The organism is Microbacterium paraoxydans (genome assembly GCF_019056515.1).
Classification (GTDB): Bacteria; Actinomycetota; Actinomycetes; order Actinomycetales; family Microbacteriaceae; genus Microbacterium.
In genome coordinates, this window is the sequence record NZ_CP064873.1 from 858,899 (window position 1) to 881,043 (window position 22,145).

The window sequence follows — 22,145 nt, forward strand, 5'->3', positions numbered from 1 at the left end:
GTCAGCCCAACCTTTCCTTGCGTCCGAGGATGCCCTGCGGTCGCACGAGCAGGATGATGATCAGCGCGATGAGGGCGCTGGCGTACTTGAGGTCGGTCGGCACTCCGAGGAGCGTGGAGACCTCGACGGCGAGGCCGACGATGATCGAGCCGATCAGCGCGCCGATCGCGGAGCCGAGGCCGCCGAGCGTGATGGCGCAGAACATCAGCAGCAGCATCTGCATGCCCATGTCCCACTTCACGCCGGGGCGGAAGTACGCCCAGAGGATGCCGGAGATCGCGGCCAGGGTACCGGCGAGGATCCAGACGACGCGGATGACCTTGTCCACGTCGATGCCGGAGGCGGCGGCGAGCTGCGGGTTGTCCGAGATCGCCCTCGTCGCCTTCCCGGTGCGGGTGCGGGTGAGGAAGAACGCGACGCCGAGGATCACGATGATGCTCGTGGCCATGCCGATCATGTCGATGTACGACAGGGAGATCGGACCGAGGCGGATCGGCTCCGGACTCGCGCCGGGCAGCTGGTAGGTGTTGCCGCCGATGATGTACTGCAGGCCGTAGCGCAGGGCCAGCGAGAGGCCGATGCTGACGATCATGAGCTGGACGACGCCCAGACCACGGCGCCGCAGCGGCTTCCAGATGCCGGCGTCCAGCGCCCAGCCGAGCGCCGCGCCGCCGATGACCGCGGCGATGATGCCGGCCCACAGCGGGAGCTGCCAGAAGGAGGTGACGACGAGGGTGATCACCGCACCCCACGTCACCATCTCGCCGTGCGCGAAGTTCGACAGCCGGGTCGTGCCGTAGATGAGCGCGGCGCCCATCGAGGCGAGCCCCAGCAGGAGTCCGAAGTTCAGACCGCCCACCAGGCGCGACAGGAGCTGATCGAGGAAGGAGACGGTCACCCGCTCGCCTTCGCCGAGGAAGAGGTTGACGATCTTCGTCCCGGTGAGACCGAACTCCAGCTCGAACGAGGCGGTGGTGCCGGCGACGGGCTGGATGCCCTCGGGAAGCTGCGTCGCGTCGACGATCACGCCGTCCGGAAGCGTGGACTCGTCCACCGTGAGGGTGTACGTCTCCTTCTCCGGCACGTAGAGGCGCCACTTGCCCTCGGCGTCCGTCTCGGTCTCGGCGTCGAAGCCGTTGCCCTCGATCGTCATGACGACGCCTTCGACGGGCTCGTCGCCGTTGGTGACGACACCGGCGAAGTAGAAGTCGGTGACCTCCTGTCCGTCGTCCGTGGTCTCGGCGGAGGCCGCTGAGGGAGGGAGCAGGAGCGATGCCGCGAGCGCCATCAGGATTCCGAAGAAGGCGAAGGCCCAAGGGCGCTTTCGCGGTCCGGCGAGTGCTGTGGGTCCCACGCAACCTCCACTGTGAGTGCTGTCTCCGCGGGCTCGGGTCGAACCGCGGGGATGGACGACGCACTTGAGCGTAATGGGCGATCGGCGAATCACCTATCGTCCCGGCCAACGGTCCGGTAACGACAGGGCCCTGGGAATGTTCTCGGGCGTGTCTCGCTTAGAATCTCCATACGGGTCACGCCCGCGCACCGGCCGACGTCGACCCCCCCATTCGCACCCGGATCCGCGCCACTCGCGCAGGAGGAGATTCCATGGACCAGCACGATCCCTTCGGCTTCGTCGGACTGACCTACGATGACGTGCTGCTGCTCCCCGGGCACACCGACGTCATCCCCAGTGAGGCCGACACGTCGTCCCGGATCACCCGACGGATCTCCGTCGCGACGCCGCTGCTCTCCAGCGCGATGGACACGGTGACCGAATCCCGCATGGCGATCGCCATGGCCCGGGAGGGCGGCATCGGCATCCTGCACCGCAACCTCTCGATCGCCGACCAGGCCGCGCACGTCGACCGCGTGAAGCGCAGCGAGTCCGGCATGATCACCGACCCGATCACCACGACGCAGGACGCGACGGTGGAGGAGGTCGACGCGCTGTGCGCCAAGTACCGGATCTCCGGCCTCCCGGTCGTGGACGACGAGGGTCGCCTGGTGGGCATCATCACGAACCGCGACATGCGCTTCGTCTCCGGCTTCGAGCGTCAGAGCACGTTCGTCAAGGACGTCATGACGAGGGAGAACCTCGTCACCGCCCCCGTCGGCGTCGCCGCGGGCGAGGTCATCGCGCTGTTCGCGAAGCACCGCGTCGAGAAGCTGCCCCTCATCGACGAGGACGGCAAGCTTGCCGGCCTCATCACCATCAAGGACTTCGACAAGAGCGAGAAGTACCCGCTCGCCACCAAGGACGACCAGGGCCGCCTGCGAGTGGGCGCGGCGATCGGCTTCTTCGGCGACGCGTGGGAGCGCGCCGAGGCCCTCCGCGACGCCGGGGTGGACGTGCTCGTCGTGGACACCGCCAACGGGCAGTCGCAGGGCGTGATCGACCTCGTCAAGCGCCTCAAGGCCGACGAGTCGTTCGCCCACATCGACGTGATCGGCGGCAACGTCGCCACCCGTGAGGGCGCGCAGGCGCTGGTGGACGCCGGTGTCGACGCGGTCAAGGTCGGCGTGGGCCCCGGCTCGATCTGCACCACCCGCGTGGTCGCCGGTGTCGGCGTGCCGCAGGTCACCGCCGTCTACGAGGCCTCGCTCGCGGCGCGCCCCGCCGGCGTCCCGGTGATCGCCGACGGCGGCCTGCAGTACTCGGGCGACATCGCGAAGGCGCTCGTCGCGGGTGCCGACGCTGTGATGCTCGGCTCGCTCCTGGCCGGCACGGACGAGTCGCCGGGCGAGATCGTCTTCCAGTCGGGCAAGCAGTTCAAGCAGTACCGCGGCATGGGCTCGCTCGGTGCCATGCAGACGCGCGGCAAGCAGACGTCCTACTCGAAGGACCGCTACTTCCAGGCCGACGTGCCCAGCGACGACAAGCTGATCCCGGAGGGCATCGAGGGCCAGGTCCCCTACCGCGGCCCGCTCTCGGCCGTCGCCTACCAGCTCGTCGGCGGCCTGCGGCAGTCGATGTTCTACGTCGGCGCCCGCACCATCGAGGAGCTCAAGCAGCGCGGCAAGTTCGTGCGCATCACCTCGGCCGGGCTCAAGGAGTCGCACCCGCACGACGTGCAGATCGTCGTCGAGGCGCCGAACTACAAGAAGTGACCGCGACCCCCGCAGGGGGACGCACGAGGGGCCGGATGCGCTGCATCCGGCCCCTCGCCGTTCGCGGTGCGGTCAGCCGCAGCGGTAGGTGACGCCGCCGACGTCCCAGACCCCGGGGCCGAGCTCGGCGCACGTCCCGATCACGCCGGCCAGCACGGTCGCCAGCAGGATGATGCCGATGATCGCGAAGATCGTCAGGACGGCGCCGATGATGATGCCGGCGATCGCGATGCCCTTGGGAGCCTTCGCCTTGCCGAGCTGCACGGCGGCGATGATGCTGAGGATGAGGCCGACCGGCGGCAGCAGGAACGCCAGCACGAGGCCGATGATCGACAGCACCCGCCCCGGGGGCGACGTCGGCACGTCCTGCGCGGAGGCGGTGCCGGGCGGGGGAGCGGAGGCGGCGGGATACGGCGAGGGCGTGCTGCTGGGCGGCGGCGGGTTGTAGGGCGGCGGGGCGTCGGGCGGCGGTGCGTCAGTCATGATCTCTCCTCGGTTCCGGTCGTAGCCCAGAGCGTAGCGACGGCGGGACGGGCATGCCATCCCCCTTTCGCGGCTCGTGAGCCGCGCGTACGGTGCCGGTATGTGCCGGAACATCGTGCCTCTGAACAACCTCGAGCCCGCGGCCACCGACGAGGAGTGCCGCGAGGCTGCGCTCCAGTTCGTCCGCAAGATCTCCGGGACGACGGCGCCGTCGCGGGCGAACCGTGAGGTCTTCGACCGCGCGGTGGCCGAGATCGCCGTGGCCACGCGGCGGCTGCTCGACGATCTCGTGACCTCGGCGCCGCCCAAGAACCGCGAGGAGCAGGCGGCGAAGAGACGGGCGCGGTCGGCGGAGCGGTACGAGGCGATCCGGCTCTACCAGGAGGAGAAGCGGGCGGCGCGCGCGGGCTGAAGCGCTGCGGGCCGGGGGTGGAGCCCTGTGCCAGAATCGACGTACCCCGCTCGACTTTCCCTGCGGCCCGGTGATGAAGGCACCGCGGTCGCACCGCCGAATCCCCTCGGCAGGGAATCTCCCCAAGGAGAGCTGTACATGGCTGAGGTCCCCCCTCGCATCCTCGTCGTCGACGACGACCACGACGTCGCCCTGCTCGTGAAGACCGTCCTGGAACGGCGTGCGGGCTGCGTCGTCGATCTCGCGGACGACGGCCGGTCGGCGCTCGAGAAGGCCGCGGCGGTGAAACCCGACGTCGTCGTCACCGACATCGAGATGCCGGGACTCAGCGGCCTGGAGCTCCTCGCGGAGCTGCGCCGCCTCATGCCCACCGTGCCGGTCATCGTCATGACGGCGCACGTCTCGGTCGAGTACGCCGTCTCCGCGCTCCGGGCGCAGGCCGACGAGTTCCTCACCAAGCCGCTCGACAACGCCCGGCTCGTGGAGTCGGTCACCCGGCTCGTCGAGGAGTCCCGGCGCCGGACAGCGGAGGCGAAGACGGGTGAGGTCGTCCTCGCGATCGGAGCGCACCCGGACGACGTCGAGATCGGTGTCGGCGGCATCCTCGCAGCCCATGCGGCCGCCGGCGATCGCATCACCATCCTCACGCTCTCCCGCGGAGCGCGCGGCGGTGATGCGGACAGCCGCCAGCACGAGTCCCTCGCCGCCGCCGAGCAGGTGGGCGCCCGGCTGTTCGTGAAAGACCTCGTCGACACCGAGATCTCCGGTGGCGGGTCGACCGTCCGCCTCATCGAGGAGGTCGTGCAGGAGATCCAGCCGACCATCGTCTACACGCACTCGCACCATGACCGCCACCAGGATCACCGCGCGGTGAACGAGGCGACGATCGTCGCGACGCGCCGCGTCGGCACGGTCGCGTGCTACCAGAGCCCGTCCGCGACCATCGACTACCGGCCCACGCGCTTCGTCCGCATCGACCGCTTCCTCGACGACAAGCTGCGGCTGCTGGAGTGCTTCCAGTCCCAGGCCGCCGCGAACCGGGAGTACCTCGCGCCGGAGTTCGTCACGGCCACCGCCCGCTACTGGTCGCGGTTCGGCGGCGGCGTGGCCGTCGAGCCGCTGGAGGTCGTGCGCGAGACCGCCGAGTTCATCGGCGCCCATGAACTGACCCGACGGGAGAGCTGATGACGAAGCGCGTACTGGTCACCGGAGCCGGGGGCCCCGCCGGAGTCGCGGTGATCCGCTCCCTGCTGCGCCGGTCCGATCTGACGGTCTTCGCGGCCGACATGGACGGCTGGGCGAGCGGCATCTACCTCGTCCCGCCGGCGCAGCGTCGTCTGGTTCCCCCGGGGCGGGATGCGGACTTCGTGCCGGCGATCGCGCGGATGGTCGCCGAGGACGGTCTCGACCTCGTGATCTCCACCGTCGACGTGGAGCTGATCGCGCTCGCGGACCGCCGGGACGAGCTGGCCCCCGCGGTCCTCGCCGCGCCGCCCGCCGACACGCTGCACACCGCCCTCGACAAGCTCGCCCTCGCGGAGCGCTGCGCGCCGACCGGTCGTGTGCCGCGCACCGTGCTCGCCGGCCCGGATGCCGCGGAGGTCGCGTGGGAGTTCCCCGTGTTCGCCAAGCCCCGGCAGGGGGCGGGCAGCCGCGGCGTGCGCCTCGTCCCCGACGCGGAGGCGCTCGCCGCCCTCCCCACGGATGAGGGGCTGATCGTGCAGGACTTCCTCCCCGGCGAGGAGTACTCGGTCGATGTGATCGCCGACGCCTCCGGTGGCGTGGTCGCGGCGGTGCCGCGCACCCGTGCCCGGGTGGACTCCGGGGTCGCGATCGCCGGCCGCACCCTCCGCGACCCCGAGCTCGAGGAGACCGCCGCCGCCATCGCGCGGGCGATCGGCCTCGTCGGCGTCGCCAACGTGCAGCTCCGCCGCGATCGGGACGGGCGGGCCGTGCTGCTCGAGGTCAACCCGCGCTTCCCCGGGGCGCTCCCGCTGACGATCGCCGCCGGGGTCGACATCCCGTCGCTCGTCGCCGATCTCTTCCTCGGCCGGGAGATCCCGGTGCAGGTACCCTTCCGTGAGGTCGCCTCCGTGCGCTTCCTGGAGGACGTGATCGTCGAGGTCGACGACGTGCTCGTGTCGGCGCACGCCGGTCACCAGGAGGAGCTGTGAGTCATCCCGCCCTGCGCGGAGACCACCACGTCCACTCCACGTTCTCCGACGACGCGGTCTCCACCCTGGAGGAGAACGTCGCCGCGGCTGCGGCCGTCGGTCTCGACACCGTCCGTCTCGTCGACCACGTGCGGCAGGGCACGACCTGGGTGCCGGAGTACCTCGCCGCCGTCCGCGGCCTGTCCGTCCCGGACGGGCTGACCGTGCTCACCGGAGTGGAGGCGAAGATCCTCGACGCCTCGGGCGCGCTCGACATCCCGGCGCTTCCGGCGGGCATCGACCGGATCCTCATCGCCGATCATCAGTTCCCCGGCGTGGACGGGCCGCTCGGACCCACCGCGGTCCGCGAGCGCATCGCCGCGGGCTGGGCGCCGGCCGACGTCCTCGACCAGTTCGTGGACGCCGTCATCGCCACCATGCGCCGCCATCCGGGCAACCAGCTCGCGCACTGCTTCTCGATCCTGCCGAAGATCGGCCTCGCGGAGGAGGAGCTCGGGGGCGAGCGCCTCGACGCGTGGGCGCGAGCCGCCGCCGAGACGGACACGCTCGTCGAGGTCAACGAGAAATGGGTGTGCCCCGGGGCGGAGGCGCTGAACGCCCTGGAGCGCGCGGGCGCCGGCATCGTGGCCTCCACCGACAGCCACGTGGCCGCAGACGTCGGCCGGTATTCCCGCATCGTCCCGCTGCTCACCGGGACGGAAGGACGCTGATGCCCGAACTGACCTGGATCGAGACGGTCGTCGTCGTCATCCTCCTCCTCTGCGTGCTGATCGGCACGCTGCCGGTCGTCAACACCGGTCTGCAGTTCCTCATGCTGCCGCTGCACGCCTTCCGCAATCACTACGGCAAGGCCGCCCCGTACCACCCGAACGTGGCCGTGGTCATCCCGGCATGGAACGAGGGCCTCGTCATCGGCCCCGCGATCGAGCGGCTGCTCCAGCTCGAGTACCCCGCCGAGCGCCTCCGTGTCTTCGTCGTCGACGACGCCTCCACGGACGACACCCCGGCCATCGTGCAGCAGAAGGCGGCGACCTATCCGGGGCGGGTCGTCCACCTGCGACGCGAGAAGGGCGGCGAAGGCAAGGCGCACACGCTGAATCACGGCCTCGACGTTGTGCTCGCCGACCCGTGGACCGAGGCGGTGCTCATCATGGACGCCGACGTGATCTTCGCGCGCAACTCCCTGCGCAAGCTCACCCGGCACCTCGCGGACGAGGAGGTCGGGGCCGTCACGGCCTACATCGCGGAGGGCAGCAGGGACCGCAACTACCTCACCCGGTTCATCGCGATCGAGTACGTCATCGGCCAGCTCTCGGCACGGCGCACGCAGAACGTCGGAGGAGCGATCGCCTGCCTCGCCGGGGGCGCCCAGCTGCATTCCCGCGCGAACCTCGAGGCGATCGGCGGACGCATCCCGACGGGCACGCTCGCCGAGGACACCATGACGACCTTCGAGAGTCAGCTCCACGGCCGCCGGATGGTGTTCGAGCCGCACGCCGTGGTGCTCGCCGAGGAGCCGCGGACGATCGACAGTCTCTGGAAGCAGCGGCTGCGCTGGGCGCGCGGCAACGTGCAGCTCACCTCGATCTACAAGAAGCTCTGGTTCCGTCCGAGTCGCGACCACAACCTGGGCAGCATCCCCTTCGGGCTGGCCTGGTTCACGATCCTGCTGATGCCGGCGCTCCTGCTCCTCGCCGCCACCGCGATGATCGTCCTCCTGCTCCTGCACAGCGACGTCGCGGAGTTCGTGTTCCGGTTCATGTGGATCGCCGCGGCGGCCATCTACATCTTCTCGATGCTCTACTCCGTCCAGCTCGATCCGCGCATCGGGCGGCAGTCCTGGCGCGAGGCGATCATGTTCCCGGGGCTCGGGGCGCTGATCCTCATGGCCCTGGCGCTGTTCCCCTGGGCCCTGGACGGCCTGATCGGCGCGGCGGGGCAGGAGTCGACGGAGCAGACGCGGGTGCTGTGGCTGATGGCGTTCGCCCTCTGGGGGCCGGTGTCGATGCTCGGCATCTGGCTCGCCCGGGCGGTCGAGCCGCTTCCGGCCGGACGCTTCTTCGCGGGCCTGCTGCTCTACGTCTGTGGGTACGGATCGCTGCTGTGCGCGATCACCGCCGACTCGTACCTCAAGGAGTGGCGTCGCGCGGACGCCTCCTGGATCAAGACCGAGAAGATCGGACGGGTCGACTCATGACCGACGCACCATCGCACGACGCCGAGGTGGAGGAGATCGCCGCCGACGCCCGGAAGGAGCGCCGCCTCATCCCGCAGGCGCTCATCTCCCTCGCCGTCGTGGTCGTGATCGTCGTCGTCCGAGAGCTGCTCCTGCGATGACCGGACGGCCGCTCGCCCTGGTCGTCGAGGACGCTCCGGATCAGGCGACCCTCCTGGGGCGGTACCTCGACCGGGAGGGCTTCGACGTGTTCGTCGCGCCCGATGCGGAGTCTGCCATCGCCGCCTTCCCGGACATCGACCCCCAGGTCGCCGTCCTGGACCTGCTGCTCCCGGGCATCTCCGGGCAGGCCTGCTGCCGCCTGATCCACGAACGCTATCCGGAGTGCTTCCTCATCGTCAGCTCGGTGCTGGACGTCGCGGAGTACCCGCCGGCGGACGCGGCCCTGCCGAAGCCGATCACCGGGGCCGACCTGCATCGCGCCGTGGAACGGGTCCCGCGATGAGGGCGACACCGCTGGAGCGCGCCGAGAACCGCTGGTATCGGGTCGTCGACAACCCGAATCCGATCGTCAAGCAGATCCCGACGCTCGTCGCCGCCGCGATCGCGGGCGTGATGACCTGGGCCATCCCCAGCCTGCCGTTCACCGATGTCGCCCTCGCTCTGGCCGGCCTCGCGATCGTCCTCGTCGCGACGCTCCACGCCGGAGTGCTCAGCGCGTTGCACATCCGGGAGGGCTGGATCGTGCTCCTGGTCCCGATGGTCGACATCCTGGGACTGGGGCTCTTCCGCGCGGGGACGGGAGGCGCGGCCTCGCTCTTCAGCTCGCTCGTGCTGCTCCCCGTGATCTGGATCGCGGCGGCGCCCGGCATCCGCTGGGTCTTCGCCGTCGGCGCGTTCACGTCGCTCGCGCTGCTGATCCCCTACGTCATCGAACCGCCGACGAACGCGGTCGCGTGGCTCCGCGGCGTCGTCGGCCCTCTCGTCTTCGCGGCCGTGGCCGCCGTGGTGAACGAGCTCTCCCGGCAGCAGCGCCTGCGGGTGCAGCAGGCGGAGGAGCTGGTCACGGAGCGGACCAAGGCGCTGTCCGAGAACGTCTCGATGATCGTGCAGCTGCGACAGAAGGAGCACGAGTACCGCGTGCTGCTCGACTCGTTCGAGGGCCTGTGGGCGTCGATCACGGCGCAGGCCGTGATCGGCACCGATCGCGAGGGGCGCGTCACGGCCTGGAACCCCGGGGCTGTCCGCCTGCTCGGGCTCTCTCACGACGAGGCTCTCGACGACGTACGTGTCGATCGCTTCTTCTCGTCGTCGGCGTTGACCATGCTGGCCGAGGACACCGCCGCACGCGAGGGGGTCGCGCGCGCACCGCGCGTGCCCGGTGCGCCCGACGAGCGCGCGGACGTGCCGGAGGGCCTCTGCGAGCTCTTCGCCCAGGCGGACGCGGGGAACACGGTCGACGGCGACATCGAGGTCAAGACCGCGGGCGGCACGACGGTACCCGCCCGGGTGACCGTGACGCCGCACAAGGATCCGTCCGGCGCGCAGCAGGGCTACCTGTTCGTGCTCACCGATGAGACGAGAGCCGTCGAGGTCGCGCGCATGAAGGACGAGTTCGTGGGGATGATCTCCCATGAGCTGCGGACGCCGCTGAGCGCGATCATCGGCTTCCTCGACCTGCTGCAGAACGATCCGGGTCAGCCGCTGACGGAGGACCAGCAGGAGTTCGTCGGCATCATCGAGCGCAACGCGAAACGCCTGCTGAACCTCGTCGGCGACCTGCTCTTCACGGCGCAGGTGGAGTCGGGGCGCTTCCCCCTGGAACGGGACGAGGCGGACGTCGCGGCGCTCGTGCGTACGGCCGTGGCCTCGGCGGGACCGCACGCGCAGCGCGAGGGGATCGAGCTGGACCTGCAGGTCGGGGACGAGCCGATCCCGCTGCTCGTCGATCCCGGACGCCTCGGGCAGGCCGTGGACAACCTCCTCTCGAACGCCATCAAGTTCACCCCGCGCGGGGGTCGGGTGACGGCCGCCGTGCGTCGCCTCGACGGCGGGGTGCAGGTGGCCATCGCCGACACCGGGGTCGGGATCCCGCAGGACGAGCAGCGCATGCTCTTCACCCGGTTCTTCCGGGCCTCGACGGCCACCCGCAACGCCGTGCCGGGGGTGGGGCTCGGGCTCACGATCACGCGGGCGATCGTGCTGGCCCACGGCGGGTCCATGGACGTGACCAGCGAGGAGGGGGTGGGCACCGAGTTCCGGTTCTTCCTCCCGGCGGCGCCCAAGACCGAGGTGCTGCAGACCCTCAGCCGCGCGGACTGACCACGCGAGGACGGGCAGTGGTATCGTGGGTTGATGGATACCACCTTCGTCGCTCCGATGGGAGACCGCGGCCGTCTGGTGATTCCGGCTGAGCTGCGCGCGCGGCAGCACTGGGATCAGGGCGTTCCCCTCCTGATGATCGAAGCGGAGGGTGGCGTCGTCCTCCTCACTCGCGAACAGGCGAAGGCGCTCATCCGCAGTCAGCTCGAGGGGCAGAGCGTCCTGGAGGCTCTGCTCGCCGAGCGCCGCGCGGCCGCTGCGCAGGACGACGCGGCGTGACGGTCCTCGACGCGTCGGCTGTGCTGGCATTCCTTCAGGACGAGCCCGGTGCCGCCCGCGTGGAGCAGGCTCTCGATGGCGGCGTCATCGGTGCGGCGAACTGGTCGGAGGTGGCCCAGAAGGTGCGCGCCGCCGGGGCCGACTGGGGCATCGCCTCCGGACTCCTCCTCAGCTATCGTCTGACGATCGAGCCCGTCTCGCATCGCGACGCGGAAAGGGCGGCAGCGCTCTGGGCCCGGGGCACCGGGCTCTCTCTCGGAGACCGGTTGTGCCTGGCGCTCGCCGAACGGATGGACGCGGCGGTGCTGACCGCGGACCGGGCATGGGGCGACGGCGGGCGCATCGAGCAGCTACGACCGTAGCTCGTCCCGGTCGTCGCGAAGCCCCGCGGACTGATAGCCTGGTCGGCTCGCTGTCCGCGGGCGGAAGGACGGCCACGCCTGTGGGGTACATCGACGCATCCGGAGTCTCGCTGACGCTTCCCGATGGCAGACCTCTTCTCGACGAGGTGTCGTTCCGTGTCGGGGCGGGCTCGACGAGTGCTCTCATCGGACCGAACGGTGCCGGGAAGACGACGCTGCTGCGGATCATCCGCGGCGAGCAGCCGGCCGACGACGGGGTCGTGACCATCGACGGCGGCCTCGGCGTCATGGACCAGTTCGTCGGACACGGCGAGCCGGGCCAGACCGTGCACGAGCTGCTCGTGCGGGTGGCTCCCACCCGCCTCCGTGCCGCCGCGGAGGCGCTGGAGGCCGCGGAGAACGCCCTCATCGACCGCGACGAGCACGACACCCAGATGGCCTACGCCTCCGCGATCGCCGAGTACGCGGATGCCGGCGGCTACGAGCACGAGACCGTGTGGGACCAGTGCACCGTGGCGGCGCTCGGCGTGCCGTTCGAGCGGGCGCGCTACCGCGAGCTCACCTCCCTCTCCGGCGGCGAGCAGAAGCGGCTCGCCCTGGAAGCGCTGCTGCGCGGCCCGGACGAGGTGCTCCTGCTCGACGAGCCGGACAACTACCTCGACGTGCCGACCAAGCGATGGCTCGAGGAGCGGCTGCGCGCCACCGACAAGACCGTGCTGCTGGTCTCGCACGACCGCGAACTCCTCGCCAGGGCCGCCGATCGTCTGATCACGCTGGAGCCCGGCGCGGCGGGGTCGACCGCCTGGGTGCACGGCGGGAGCTTCGCCACCTATAACCAGGCGCGCACCGATCGGATGGACCGGCTCGACGAGCTGCGCCGACGGTGGGACGAGCAGCACGAGAAGCTCCGCGTCCTCGTCGCGAACCTCAAGGTCAAGGCGTCCGCGAACGACGGCTTCGCGTCCCGCTACCAGGCGGCGCAGACGCGGCTGCGGAAGTTCGAGGAGGCGGGCCCGCCCGAGGAGCGGCCCCCGGCGCAGGAGTTCGACATGCGCCTCCGCGGCGCCAGGACCGGCAAGCGGGCCGTCGTCGCGGACCGGCTGGAGCTGACCGGCCTCATGCGTCCGTTCGACACCGAGATCTGGTACGGCGACCGCCTCGGCGTGCTCGGCTCCAACGGCTCGGGCAAGTCGCACTTCCTGCGGCTGCTGGCCTGCGGCGGCACCGACCCGGACCCGTCCCTCGGGCACGTGACCGCGGTCGCGGAGGAGCTCCGTCCCGTCGCGCACACGGGGCGTGCGGTGCTGGGCGCCCGCGTGGTGCCGGGGCTCTTCGCGCAGACCCACGCGCATCCGGAGTTCGTCGGCCGCACCCTGCTCGAGATCCTGCACCGCGGGGACGACCTCCGAGACGGGATGCCCCGCGACGCGGCGAGTTCGGCGCTGGACAGATACGGCCTCGTCCGCCAGGCCCAGCAGCCGTTCGAATCGCTCTCCGGCGGACAGCAGGCGCGGTTCCAGGTGCTCCTGCTCGAGCTCTCCGGCGCGACCCTGCTCCTCCTCGACGAGCCCACCGACAACCTCGACCTCGAGTCGGCCGAGGCGCTGGAGGAGGCGCTCGGACGCTTCGAGGGCACCGTGGTGGCGGTCACGCACGACCGGTGGTTCGCGCGCTCCTTCGACAGGTTCCTCGTGTTCGGCACGGACGGCGAGGTCTACGAGTCCGACGAGCCGGTGTGGGACGAGCGGCGGGTGGCGCGTGCGCGCTGACCGCCGCGGAGGCCGCCGGGTGCCGGGTAGGCTGGACGGGTGACCATGGAGATCGAGCTCGGCCGAGGAAAGCGCGCGCGTCGCGCGTACACGTTCGACGACATCGCGGTGGTGCCCTCGCGGCGCACGCGCAACCCGGAGGACGTGTCCACCGCGTGGACGATCGACGCCTTCGGCTTCGAGATCCCGGTGCTCGGTGCGCCGATGGACTCGGTCGTCAGCCCGCGCACCGCGATCATGCTCGGGCAGCTCGGCGGTCTGGGAGTGCTCGACCTGGAGGGGCTCTGGACCCGCTACGAGGACCCAGAGCCGCTGCTCGCCGAGATCGCGGGCCTCGCGGAGGACCGGGCGACCGTGCGCATGCAGGAGCTCTACTCCGAGCCCATCAAGCCCGAGCTCATCACCCGCCGCCTCGCCGAGATCCGGGAGGCGGGCGTCACCGTCGCCGGCTCCCTCACTCCGCAGCGCACGCAGGAGTTCTACGACACCGTCGCCGCGGCCGGGGTCGACCTGTTCGTCATCCGCGGCACGACCGTCTCCGCGGAGCACGTGTCGAGCGTGGCGGAGCCGCTGAACCTCAAGAAGTTCATCTACGACCTCGACGTTCCGGTGATCGTGGGCGGAGCGGCGACCTACACCGCGGCGCTCCACCTCATGCGCACCGGCGCGGCCGGCGTGCTCGTGGGCTTCGGCGGCGGTGCGGCGTCCACCACCCGTGCCACCCTCGGCATCCACGCCCCCATGGCGACCGCGGTGTCGGACGTGGCGGCCGCGCGTCGGGACTACCTCGACGAGTCCGGCGGGCGCTACGTGCACGTGATCGCCGACGGCGGCGTCGGCACCTCGGGCGACATCGTGAAGGCGCTCGCCATGGGCGCCGACGCGGTCATGCTCGGTGTCGCCCTGGCCCGTGCCACGGACGCCCCCGGCCAGGGGTTCCACTGGGGTCCCGAGGCGCACCACCCCAAGCTCCCGCGCGGACGACGCGTCGAGGTGGGCGGCATCGGCACGCTGGAGGAGATCCTCTACGGCCCCGCTCCGGTCGCCGACGGCACCGCGAACCTCATCGGCGCGCTGCGCAAGTCGATGGCCACCACCGGATACTCCGACCTCAAGGAGTTCCAGCGGGTGGAGGTCGTGCTGGCTCCGTACGAGGCCTGAGGTCTCCGCATCACCGTGACCGCACCTGCTCCCTTCCCGCCGACCCTCCGTGAGGTCATGCTGCGGGGACGCTGGATCGCGATGCTGCTGCTGTGCCTGGTCGTCGCCGGCGTGTTCGCCTGGCTCGGTCAGTGGCAGCTGGAGCGGGCGATCGAGACCGATCCTCCGGCGCCGGGGGCGACGGAGCAGGTCCGACCGCTCGACGAGGTCGTGGAGCCGGGGGAGTACCTGCCCGAGCCCCTCGTCGGACAGCGCGTGGAGACCGAGGGCGTCTGGATCCCCGGAGACTTCCTCGTCGTGGGCAGCCGCTTCAACGACGGCGCCGAGGGGTACTGGGTCACCGGTCAGCTCCGCGTCGACGAGCGCGTCTCGCTGGCGGTGGCGATCGGCTGGGCGCCGGATCGCGAGGCCGCCGATGCCGCGGTGGAGCGCCTCGAAGCCGAGGCGGACGGCGGCGTGGTCCCCGTCGCCGGTCGCATCATCTCGGATGAGGGGCCGGCGGTGCCTCCGCGCTCGGATCCGGAGCAGATGGACCGGATGTCGCCGGCCGCTCTCCTGAGCCGCTGGCACGACACCGAGCAGCTCGACGTCTACCGTCCCTACCTGGCCGCCACGACCGCGACCGCGGGACTCGTGGACATCGCCTCCCCGGCGCCCGACGAGCAGTCGCCGGTCAACTGGCTCAACGTGTTCTACGCCGCCGAGTGGGTCATCTTCGCCGGCTTCGCGTTCTACCTCTGGTACCGCCTGGCGAAGGACGCCTGGGAGCGCGAGGTGGAGGAGTTCGACGAGGCGCAGGGCTCCGCGGCTCCCTGACACCCGCTGCGCATCCGCGCGTCGGATGCTGCGCTTCTGCGCGTCGGGTCGGCCCGGTGTGAACCTTCGTCAGGGGGTGTCGCGGCCATTCGGTGAGCGCTCGGTGACCAATGGGAAAACTCCGTTGAGGATGTCCGAACCGCTCCGTATGCTCGCTCCATGTGCGCACGCTGGGAGTTCCCGATGTGTGCGATGACAGCGTCCTGAGCAGCGCCGGAACACGATCGAGGAGACAGCACCGATGATGTCCGCTCCTGAGCACGGGGAGACCCTGACCCCCGTCTCGCACCGCAGAATCCGAGGGCGCGTGGGCGCTCTCGCAGCGACGTGCGTCGCCGCCCTGAGCCTCGGCTCGCTGGTGGCCGCGCCCGCGTCGGCGAACACCGACGGCACCGGGGTGGTGATCAACGAGGCGTATCTGTCCGGCGGCAGCGCCGGGGCGGCGTTCACGAACAAGTTCGTGGAGCTGTACAACCCGACGACGGCGCCCGTCACCCTGGACGGCCTGTCCCTGCAGTACCGCTCCGCGACCGGGACCGGCGCCTTCAACGGCGTCGCACCGCTGAAGGGGACGATCCCCGCGGGCGGCTACTTCCTCGTGCAGGGGAACAGCAACGGCACCAACGGCGCCGCCCTCCCGACCCCCGACGCCACGACGACGCTGAGCCCGAGCGGCACCAACGGCACGCTGGCCCTCGTCGAGGGCACCGCGGCGGTCACCCTGACTCCCGGCTCGACGGTCGGCGTCGACGGCGTGATCGACCTCCTCGGCTACGGCACCTCGAACACCTTCGAGACGGCGGCCGCCGCCGCCCCCACGAGCAACACCGACGTCCGGTCGCTGAACCGCACGGACGGCGCGGACGCGGACGACAACAAGACGGACTTCGCGCTGTCGGCGACCATCACCCCGCAGAACTCCGGCGGCACCGATCCCGGCACCGACCCGGGCGAGGAGCCGGGGACGGAGCCCACGACCGCCACGATCGCCGAGGTCCAGGGCACCGGCGACGTCTCGCCGCTGGCCGGACAGCGCGTCCGCGTCGAGGGCGTCGTCACCGCCGATCACCGGACGGGCGGCTACAAGGGCATCGTGATCCAGACGCAGGGTTCGGGCGGCGAGACCGACGCGACTCCCGGCGCCTCGGATGGCGTCTTCGTCTTCCTGAACGCGCTCGCGCCCACGCTCGAGATCGGCGACCTCGTCTCGGTGACCGGCACCGTGAGCGAGTACTACGGCCAGACCCAGATCGCTCCCGCCGCGGTGGCCGACGTCTCCGTCGTCACCGCCGGTGTGGGCGTGCCGGCCCTCACGCCGCTCCCGGACACCGTGCGCGGTGCCGACCGCGAGCAGTACGAGAACATGTACGTCGCCCCGACCGGCACCTACCGGCTCGCGTCGAGCCACCAGCTGTACAACTACGGGGCGCTGTGGCTGAACGCCGGCGACGACCTCAACGTCAAGAGCACCGAGACCACGCGTCCCGGGGCCGACGCGGCCGCCATCGCGGCCGAGAACCGCGCCAACCGCATCCTGCTCGACGACGCCTGGTCCATCCAGGTGACCAACAACGGCCACCCGGGCCAGCAGCCGTACTTCACGGAGGACACGGTGGTCCGCAACGGCGACACCGTCGACTTCGGGTCCAACGGCTACGTGCTCCAGTGGGGCTTCGACGACTGGCGCCTGCAGCCTGTCGTCCCGATCGACGACGCCTCCCCGGCGGAGCGCAAGGTCACCTTCGAGCCGACGAACCCGCGCCCCGAGAAGGCTCCCGAGGTGGGCGGCGACGCGCAGGTGGCGTCGTTCAACGTCTACAACTACTTCACGACGCTGAAGAGCGAGAACGCGGACGCCCGCGGTGCGGCGAACGCCGCCCAGTTCGCGATCCAGAAGTCCAAGATCGTCTCGGCCATCAACGGCCTCGACGCGGAGATCGTGGCGCTGATGGAGATCGAGAACTCGGTCAAGCTCGGCAAGCCCGTCGACACCGCCCTGAAGGATCTCGTCGCGGGCCTCAACGCCGACGCGGGCGCGGACGTGTGGGACTACGTGCGCACGCCCAAGGCGCTGCAGGACCCGGCGACGACGGACTACATCACCAACGCGATCATCTTCAAGAAGGACGCCGTCAGCACGGTGGGCGACAGCGCCACCGTCACCGACGAGTCGGTGTGGGGCAACGCCCGCGAGCCGATCGCGCAGGCGTTCGACATCGACGGCCGCGTCGTCACCGTCGTCGCCAACCACCTGAAGTCGAAGTCCCCGCCGCAGGGTGCCGGCGCGGAGCCGGCCGACGGCCAGGGATTCTTCAACGCCGACCGGGTGAAGCAGGCGCAGGCCATCCTCGCCTTCACGGATGAGCTGACCGAGAGCAGCGGCAGCAGCGACATGCTGCTGATCGGCGACTTCAACGCCTATGGGCAGGAAGACCCGATCGACGTGTTCACCTCGCAGGGGTGGAGCGACGTGGCCGCCGACAGGGCCGCAGGGCAGTACACGTACACGTTCGACGGGGAGCTCGGCTCGCTCGACCACGTGATCGCCTCGCCGTCGCTCGTCTCCTCGATCACGGGCGCCGGTGTGTGGGGCATCAACTCGCCGGAGTGGAGCGACCGCGGCTACGCGTTCGGCGCCACCGAGGAGGGCACCCCGTACCGGTCCAGCGACCACGACCCGATCCTCGTCGGCGTCTCCTCGGAGGTCCCGCCGGTGAACATCGACGTCGTGACGGTGAACGACTTCCACGGCCGTATCGAGGCCGACGGGGCCGCGGCCGGCGCCGCCGTGCTCGCGGGGGCGGTGCAGCAGTTCCGTGCGGCGAACCCGAACACGATCTTCGCCGGAGCCGGCGACCTCATCGGTGCGTCGACGTTCACCTCCTTCATCAACGACGACAACCCGACCATCGACGCGCTCAACGCCGCCGGCCTGGACGTGAGCGCCGCGGGCAACCACGAGTTCGATCAGGGCTGGGAAGACCTGCGCGACCGGGTGCAGGAGCGCGCGGACTGGGAGTACATCTCCTCGAACGTGTTCCTCACGGAGACCGGTGAGCCCGCGCTCGCCCCGGCGTGGGTCAAGGAGCTCGACGGCGTGCGCGTCGGCTTCGTGGGCGCCGTCACGGAGGATCTCGACTCGCTCGTCTCGCCCGAGGGCATCGCGGATCTCGAGGTGCGCAGCATCGCCGACTCGGTGAACGCCGTGGCCGACGACCTGCGTGACGGGGATCCGGCCAACGGCGAAGCGGACGTCGTGATCCTGCTCGTGCACGAGGGTGCGGAGAGCACCGCGCTGTCCGCGATCACCGAGGACTCGCCGCTGGGCGAGATCGTCTACGGAGTCGACGACGACGTGGACGCGATCGTCTCGGCGCATACGCACCTGGCCTACAACCACGTCATCGACGGCCGACCGGTCGTCTCGGCGGGGCAGTACGGCGAGAACCTCGGCCTCATGAACATCCAGGTCGACCCGAAGACGAAGGAGCTGCTCTCGATCACCAACGAGATCAAGCCCCTCACATCCGCGGGCAAGCCGCTGTACCCGGCGGTGCCGGAGGTGCAGGCCATCGTCGATAAGGCGAAGGCGGAGGCCGACGTGCTGGGAGCGGTGAAGGTGGGCGACATCACCGCCGACTTCAACCGCGCGCGGCAGACCAACGGCTCCGAGAACCGCGGTGGCGAGTCCACCATCGGCAACTTCGTCGCCGACGTGCAGAAGTGGTCCACGGGTGCGGACATCGCTCTCATGAACCCCGGTGGCATCCGTGCCAACCTGACCTACGCGTCGAGCAACCCCGAGGACCCCGACGGCAACGTCACCTATCGGGAGGCGGCGACCGTCCAGCCCTTCGCCAACACGCTCGTCACGCTGACCCTCACCGGCACGCAGCTGAAGGGTGTGCTGGAGGAGCAGTGGCAGCCCGCCGGATCGGCCCGACCGTTCCTCAAGCTCGGCGTCTCCGAGGGTCTGGTCTACACGTACGACCCGACGGCGGCCGCGGGTTCGCGGATCACCTCGATCACGCTGAACGGCACCGCGATCGACCCGAACGGGGAGTACACGGTGGCGGCGAACTCCTTCCTCGCGGCGGGCGGCGACAACTTCGCCACCTTCAAGGAGGGGGCGGGCAAGCGGGACACCGGCAAGATCGACCTCCAGTCGATGGTCGACTGGTTCGACGCGAACAAGACGGCCTCGCCGGACCTCGCCCAGCGTGCGGTCGGTGTGACCGTCAGTCCGGCGGACGCCGACGGCTACCGCGCCGGCGACCAGGTGACGGTCTCGCTCTCCTCGCTGGCGTTCAGCGGTGGTGAGGCGGCGCCGGGAGCGGTCACGCTGTCGCTCGGCGACACCCAGCTCGCGGCCGGCACGGTCGACCCGACCATCGTGGACACCACCGACGAGGGCGGCCGCGCCACCCTCACCTTCACGGTGCCGTCCGGGGTGTTCGGTGAGCAGCAGCTCACGGTCGAGGTCCCGGCGACGGGCACGACGGTGCAGGTGCCGTTCACGATCGCCGGCGAGGAGGAGTTCGCGGGGACCATCGCGCTCGGCTCGTCGAAGGTGGCCGCGGGCAAGAAGCTCGACGTCACGGGCAAGGACTACCAGCCCGGCGAGACGGTCACGGTCGAGCTCCGGCCGAAGAAGGGCCAGGGCGTCCAGGTGGGCACGGTGCAGGTCCGTCAGGACGGCACGTTCAGCACCTCGGTGACGGTGCCGAAGAACGCCCAGCCCGGCAAGTACACCGTCGCGGTGGCTCAGGCCGACGGGGACGAGGCCACGGCCACGGTCACCGTCAACCGCGCCGGCGGCATCGGCGGGATCATCAAGGACATCGTCGACTGGCTGTGGGACCTCCTGACCGGATGGTTCTGATGCCGATCGGCGGATGACGAGGCGGAGGCCGTCGGGGAGACCCGGCGGCCTCCGTCGTTTCCGCGGGGTCGGGGCGTCGCCCGCCGCCGACTAGACTGGGGGCATGCCCGAACCGAAAGTCGCCAGATTTCCGGCGATCCGCGGTGCGCTGAAGTTCTACCAGATCGCGTCGATCATCACGGGAGTCATGCTGCTCCTGCTGCTCGCCGAGATGGTGCTGAAGTACACGCCCATCCACCTCGAGCTCTTCGCCGGAGGATCGGGCGGCCCTCTCTGGTTCGCCGGCGTCATCGCGGGGCCGGACTGCCAATGGTGGTCGCTGTTCGCGCCGTGGACGAACTCGTGCGAGATGACCTCCCTCGGGGACGGCTTCAACATCTCGCTGTTCATCCTCGTCGCCCACGGCTGGTTCTACGTGGTCTACCTCTTCGCGTGCTTCCGCATGTGGAGCCTGATGCGCTGGCCGTTCCGCCGGTTCATCCTCCTCGCGCTCGGCGGCGTCATCCCGCTGCTGTCGTTCTTCATGGAGGCGATCGTCGCCCGTGAAGTCAAGACCTATCTCGCCACCCGGGAGGCCGCTGAGGCCTCCGCGATCGCCCCGGAAGGTGTCCGTTGACCGAACAGTCCGAGACCCAGCAGCGCCCCGCGCTCGTCGTCGACTTCGGCGCCCAGTACGCGCAGCTCATCGCCCGCCGCGTCCGCGAGGCCGGGGTCTACAGCGAGATCGTGCCGCACACCGCCACGGCGGAGGAGATCGCCGCCAAGAACCCCGTCGCGATCATCCTCTCCGGCGGACCTTCGTCGGTGTACGAGGAGGGCGCGCCGAAGCTCGACCCGTCGGTCTTCGACCTCGGCGTCCCCACGCTCGGCATCTGCTACGGCTTCCAGTACATGGCCCAGTCCCTCGGCGGCGAGGTCGCGCACACCGGCCTCCGCGAGTACGGCGCCACGGATGCCGTCATCTCCGGTGACGGCGGCACGCTGCTCAGCGGGCAGCCGACCGAGCAGAACGTGTGGATGAGCCATGGCGACCAGGTCGCGAAGGCACCGGAGGGCTTCGAGGTGCTCGCGACGACGGAGGCCACGAAGGTCGCCGCCTTCGCGAACGAGGAGCGCGGCTTCTACGGCGTGCAGTGGCACCCGGAGGTCAAGCACTCGGATCACGGTCAGCGCGTGCTCGAGAACTTCCTCCACAAGGGTGCGGGCCTCGCGTCCGACTGGAACCCCGACAACGTGATCGCCGAGCAGATCGAGCGCATCCGCGAGCAGGTCGGCGACGCCCGGGTCATCTCCGCGCTGTCCGGCGGCGTGGACTCCGCCGTCTCGACCGCTCTCGTGCACAAGGCCATCGGCGACCAGCTCACTGCCGTCTTCGTCGACCACGGTCTCCTCCGCAAGGGCGAGCGCGAGCAGGTCGAGAAGGACTACGTCGAGTCCACCGGTGTGCGGCTCATCACGGTCGACGCCGCGGAGACCTTCCTCGGTCACCTCCAGGGCGTGACCGACCCCGAGGAGAAGCGCAAGATCATCGGCCGCGAGTTCATCCGCGCGTTCGAGAAGGTGCAGCTCGACCTCGTGGAGGAGGCGAAGGCCGACGGCGGCGCCCCGGTGAAGTTCCTCGTGCAGGGCACGCTCTACCCGGACGTGGTGGAGTCGGGCGGCGGTGCGGGCACCGCCAACATCAAGTCGCACCACAACGTGGGCGGTCTTCCGGACGACCTCGACTTCGAGCTCATCGAGCCGCTGCGGGCCCTGTTCAAGGACGAGGTCCGCGCGATCGGCCGCGAGCTCGGCATCCCCGAGGCGATCGTCGGGCGCCAGCCGTTTCCGGGGCCCGGTCTCGGCATCCGGATCATCGGTGAGGTCACCGCTGACCGCCTCGAGATCCTGCGTGAGGCCGACGCCATCGCCCGCGAGGAGCTGACCAAGGCCGGGCTCGACCAGGAGATCTGGCAGTGCCCGGTCGTGCTCCTCGCCGACGTGCGCTCGGTGGGCGTGCAGGGCGACGGCCGCACCTACGGCCACCCGATCGTGCTGCGTCCGGTCTCCAGCGAGGACGCGATGACCGCCGACTGGACCCGTCTGCCGTACGACGTGCTCTCGAAGATCTCGAACCGGATCACCAACGGTGTCCGCGACGTCAACCGGGTGGTGCTGGACGTCACGTCGAAGCCGCCGGGGACGATCGAGTGGGAGTAGGG

19 protein-coding genes are annotated in these 22,145 nt (G+C 70.5%); 17 read left to right on the forward strand and 2 right to left on the reverse strand.

All coding sequences use genetic code 11. The features are described from left to right. Position 1: 1 nt before the first annotated feature. On the reverse strand, positions 2–1,288 hold the full coding sequence (locus tag IZR02_RS04095; RefSeq protein ID WP_025103733.1) for a branched-chain amino acid ABC transporter permease: 1,287 nt from the start codon (positions 1,286–1,288) through the stop codon (positions 2–4). A gap of 317 nt (positions 1,289–1,605) precedes the next feature. Here IZR02_RS04095 and guaB point away from each other — a divergent pair, with 317 nt between their 5' ends. Further along, positions 1,606–3,108, forward strand: a complete 1,503-nt coding sequence (gene guaB / locus IZR02_RS04100) for an IMP dehydrogenase (protein WP_025103734.1) — start codon at positions 1,606–1,608, stop codon at positions 3,106–3,108. Between the two features lie 72 nt (positions 3,109–3,180). Here the strand turns inward: guaB and IZR02_RS04105 are convergent, their stop codons facing one another. Next, the gene (locus IZR02_RS04105; RefSeq protein ID WP_157544439.1) at positions 3,181–3,591 is read right to left on the reverse strand and encodes a DUF4190 domain-containing protein; all 411 of its coding nucleotides are present in this window, start codon (positions 3,589–3,591) and stop codon (positions 3,181–3,183) included. 100 nt (positions 3,592–3,691) lie between these two features. On the opposite strand from IZR02_RS04105, the gene IZR02_RS04110 reads away from it, so the two are divergent. From IZR02_RS04110 to guaA, 16 genes are all read left to right on the forward strand, one after another. Beyond that, entirely contained in the window at positions 3,692–4,003 is a 312-nt protein-coding gene (locus tag IZR02_RS04110) for a DUF2277 domain-containing protein (RefSeq protein WP_025103736.1), read from the forward strand. Positions 4,004–4,141: 138 nt separating this feature from the next. Then, entirely contained in the window at positions 4,142–5,188 is a 1,047-nt protein-coding gene (locus IZR02_RS04115) for a response regulator (protein WP_025103737.1), read from the forward strand. Further along, positions 5,188–6,177 carry an ATP-grasp domain-containing protein gene (locus IZR02_RS04120; RefSeq protein ID WP_025103738.1) on the forward strand — a complete coding sequence of 330 codons (990 nt, stop codon included), beginning with the start codon at positions 5,188–5,190 and terminating at the stop codon, positions 6,175–6,177. Before IZR02_RS04115 ends, IZR02_RS04120 begins: the two co-directional genes overlap by 1 nt. After that, on the forward strand, positions 6,174–6,887 hold the full coding sequence (locus IZR02_RS04125) for a PHP domain-containing protein (protein ID WP_025103739.1): 714 nt from the start codon (positions 6,174–6,176) through the stop codon (positions 6,885–6,887). Before IZR02_RS04120 ends, IZR02_RS04125 begins: the two co-directional genes overlap by 4 nt. Continuing rightward, positions 6,887–8,374, forward strand: coding sequence for a glycosyltransferase family 2 protein (locus tag IZR02_RS04130; RefSeq protein ID WP_025103740.1), 1,488 nt, complete (start codon positions 6,887–6,889; stop codon positions 8,372–8,374). The genes IZR02_RS04125 and IZR02_RS04130 overlap by 1 nt, the downstream gene beginning before the upstream one ends. Then, positions 8,371–8,514: a hypothetical protein gene (locus tag IZR02_RS04135; RefSeq protein WP_157524008.1), complete on the forward strand. Its 144-nt coding sequence runs from the start codon at positions 8,371–8,373 to the stop codon at positions 8,512–8,514. The genes IZR02_RS04130 and IZR02_RS04135 overlap by 4 nt, the downstream gene beginning before the upstream one ends. Next, positions 8,511–8,858: a response regulator gene (locus IZR02_RS04140; RefSeq protein ID WP_025103741.1), complete on the forward strand. Its 348-nt coding sequence runs from the start codon at positions 8,511–8,513 to the stop codon at positions 8,856–8,858. The genes IZR02_RS04135 and IZR02_RS04140 overlap by 4 nt, the downstream gene beginning before the upstream one ends. After that, a complete protein-coding gene (locus IZR02_RS04145) occupies positions 8,855–10,675 on the forward strand; it encodes a sensor histidine kinase (RefSeq protein ID WP_025103742.1) in 1,821 nt (606 codons plus the stop codon). Before IZR02_RS04140 ends, IZR02_RS04145 begins: the two co-directional genes overlap by 4 nt. 33 nt (positions 10,676–10,708) lie before the next feature. Then, positions 10,709–10,954, forward strand: a complete 246-nt coding sequence (locus IZR02_RS04150) for an AbrB/MazE/SpoVT family DNA-binding domain-containing protein (RefSeq protein ID WP_025103743.1) — start codon at positions 10,709–10,711, stop codon at positions 10,952–10,954. Then, positions 10,951–11,316, forward strand: a complete 366-nt coding sequence (locus tag IZR02_RS04155) for a type II toxin-antitoxin system VapC family toxin (RefSeq protein WP_025103744.1) — start codon at positions 10,951–10,953, stop codon at positions 11,314–11,316. The genes IZR02_RS04150 and IZR02_RS04155 overlap by 4 nt, the downstream gene beginning before the upstream one ends. Before the next feature lie 80 nt (positions 11,317–11,396). Then, complete coding sequence (locus IZR02_RS04160; protein WP_025103745.1) at positions 11,397–13,085, forward strand: ABC-F family ATP-binding cassette domain-containing protein; 1,689 nt, start codon at positions 11,397–11,399, stop codon at positions 13,083–13,085. Positions 13,086–13,130: 45 nt separating this feature from the next. Next, positions 13,131–14,246, forward strand: a complete 1,116-nt coding sequence (locus tag IZR02_RS04165; protein WP_025103746.1) for a GuaB3 family IMP dehydrogenase-related protein — start codon at positions 13,131–13,133, stop codon at positions 14,244–14,246. Positions 14,247–14,303: 57 nt separating this feature from the next. Next, complete coding sequence (locus tag IZR02_RS04170; protein WP_025103747.1) at positions 14,304–15,062, forward strand: SURF1 family protein; 759 nt, start codon at positions 14,304–14,306, stop codon at positions 15,060–15,062. Positions 15,063–15,303: 241 nt separating this feature from the next. After that, the gene (locus tag IZR02_RS04175) at positions 15,304–19,944 is read left to right on the forward strand and encodes an ExeM/NucH family extracellular endonuclease (RefSeq protein WP_025103748.1); all 4,641 of its coding nucleotides are present in this window, start codon (positions 15,304–15,306) and stop codon (positions 19,942–19,944) included. Positions 19,945–20,047: 103 nt separating this feature from the next. Next, a complete protein-coding gene (locus IZR02_RS04180; RefSeq protein WP_025103749.1) occupies positions 20,048–20,560 on the forward strand; it encodes a DUF3817 domain-containing protein in 513 nt (170 codons plus the stop codon). Then, the gene (gene guaA, locus IZR02_RS04185) at positions 20,557–22,143 is read left to right on the forward strand and encodes a glutamine-hydrolyzing GMP synthase (protein ID WP_025103750.1); all 1,587 of its coding nucleotides are present in this window, start codon (positions 20,557–20,559) and stop codon (positions 22,141–22,143) included. The genes IZR02_RS04180 and guaA overlap by 4 nt, the downstream gene beginning before the upstream one ends. Positions 22,144–22,145: the final 2 nt, after the last annotated feature.